The organism is Lentilactobacillus sp. (genome assembly GCF_040773105.1).
GTDB classification, from domain to species: domain Bacteria; phylum Bacillota; class Bacilli; order Lactobacillales; family Lactobacillaceae; genus Lentilactobacillus; species Lentilactobacillus parabuchneri.
On sequence record NZ_JAXGWW010000304.1, the window covers coordinates 1 to 1,981 of the forward strand.

The window sequence follows — 1,981 nt, forward strand, 5'->3', positions numbered from 1 at the left end:
ATACGATACTTTCTTCCCTGACCTTTAGGAGCTTTTGATGAGTTAACGTAAATAAGCGCTACCCCGTAAAACTAGGGGTAGCGCTTATTTATATTAGACACGCATTCTTTAATTACTTGTTATTCAGCAATGGGGAATCCGCGTTGTCACCAAACCACTTGTGATTGATTTTAGCCAACGTCCCATTCTTAGCAAGAATCTTCAGCCCACGATTAATTTTTTGACGCATCGTTGTATCGGTTTTACGCATCCCAACACCGAACTGCTCTTTAGGAAACTTACCATTCGTAATTTGGTAATCCTTTGGGTTACTTTCGTGGTTGATATAGTAACCGGCATACGTTGAATCAATGACCATCCCTTGAATTCGGCCAGCGTTCAAATCAATAAAGGCATTGGTAAATGAATCATAAAGGACGGGAGACTTACCTTTAATGCGATTCTTCAACAAGTTAGGGTACTGGCTGATATCTTGCGCACCAGAGGAACCCGCTTGAGCCCCCAAAGTCTTTCCCTGCATATCTGCGAAGGAATTGATGTGATCTTTTCTTAGCGAAACCAACGTCTGATCATTTTGCAGATAGGTATTACTGAAAGCGACCTTCTTTTCACGTTCAGGTGTCTTGGAATACCCATTCCAAATCAGATCAATCGTCCCATTATTTAACTCAGTCGCGTTCATTGACCAATCGATCGACTGGAAGCTGACCTTAATGCCGTATAGTTTAAACAATGCATTTGCTAAATCAACATCGTACCCCACAAGTTTACCGCTCTTTTGCCGGAAACCCATAGGTACAAAGGTGTCATCCAAACCAACAGTGACGTAGCCGCGTTTTTGGATTCGGGTCCAGTTGTCGACGTGATTTGCCCGTTTACCAACACTGACACCGCTACAGCCAGATAAGAGTGAGACGGTGCAGACCAGCATGATCAGGCAAAGCCAAATTTTCTTTTTCATGCTTTTTCCCTCCTCACTATGCTTTAATCGGTTCAACACGAACAATTTGATCAGCAATATTTTGAGCAAATTGCATATCATGAGTGACGACAATCTGAGTCATGTTATCCTGCTTTAAGCTCAGAATAATTTGTTCCACTGTCTGACGTAAATCAGGATCCAAAGCACTGGTTGGTTCATCATAGCAAAGGATTTTAGGGTTCATGGCTAAAGCCCTAACAATAGCGACCCGTTGTTTTTGACCACCAGACAACTGATAAGGATACAAGCCTTCTTTACCGGTCAAATTAAGTTGATCAATCAATTCTTGTGCCCGTTTTTCTGAATCTGACTTCGACTGTTTTAACACTAACTGCGGCGCCAAAGTGATATTGTCCAAAACGGTTAAATTCGGAAAAAGCTGAAAATCTTGGAAGACAACACCGATCACGTTGTCATTATCCCGGTTATTAGCTGGGTCAAAGGCTTTTCCGTCTAAGATAAAGGATCCCGAATTGACGGTTTCTAGTCCACTGATGCAACGTAACAAGGTCGTTTTGCCGGCACCTGATGGTCCAACAATAGCGGTAATCTGATCATCTGGGACCTGCATATTGAAATCATTTAAAATCGTTCGGCCACTAAATTGTTTTTTAATATTTTTAAGTTCTAGCATATCTGTATCCCCTCTCTAGCTTATCGCCATGCCCGGTAGTGTTGCTCAACTTTACGTAGGATAAAGGTCGCAACCGCCGTCATCAGGAGGTAAATAATCCCAACTAAAACAAGTGGCAATAACGTGACATCTCTTGCGGTGGCAACGTTACCTGCACGAAGCAAGTCGCCTAAACCGATGACGTATACCAATGATGAATCCTTAATCAGGTTAATGACTTCGTTCCCAATTGAAGGAACCACTATCTTAACCACTTGAGGAATCACAATTTTGCGAAGTGTTTGACAAAGGGTTAAACGCAGCACCCGCGCACTTTCGAACTGGCCTTGGTCAATGGCTTGAAAACCACCACGGAAGATTTCAGC

At 42.7% G+C, this 1,981-nt stretch carries 3 protein-coding genes; all 3 read right to left on the reverse strand.

Going from position 1 to position 1,981, the window contains the following annotated elements; genetic code table 11:
* Positions 1-112 precede the first annotated feature (112 nt).
* Positions 113-961, reverse strand: coding sequence for an amino acid ABC transporter substrate-binding protein (locus AB3112_RS11015; protein WP_089109932.1), 849 nt, complete (start codon positions 959-961; stop codon positions 113-115).
* Positions 962-977: 16 nt separating this feature from the next.
* Complete coding sequence (locus tag AB3112_RS11020) at positions 978-1,616, reverse strand: amino acid ABC transporter ATP-binding protein (RefSeq protein ID WP_367334516.1); 639 nt, start codon at positions 1,614-1,616, stop codon at positions 978-980.
* Positions 1,617-1,636: 20 nt separating this feature from the next.
* The coding region (locus AB3112_RS11025; protein WP_367334517.1) for an ABC transporter permease subunit at positions 1,637-1,981 on the reverse strand (345 nt) is incomplete at its 5' end.

Excerpts from the sequence above, each read along its gene's own strand:
- AB3112_RS11020 (WP_367334516.1), bottom strand. The coding sequence starts at position 1,616 with ATGCTAGAACTTAAAAATATTAAAAAACAATTTAGTGGCCGAACGATT.
- AB3112_RS11015 (WP_089109932.1), bottom strand. The coding sequence starts at position 961 with ATGAAAAAGAAAATTTGGCTTTGCCTGATCATGCTGGTCTGCACCGTC.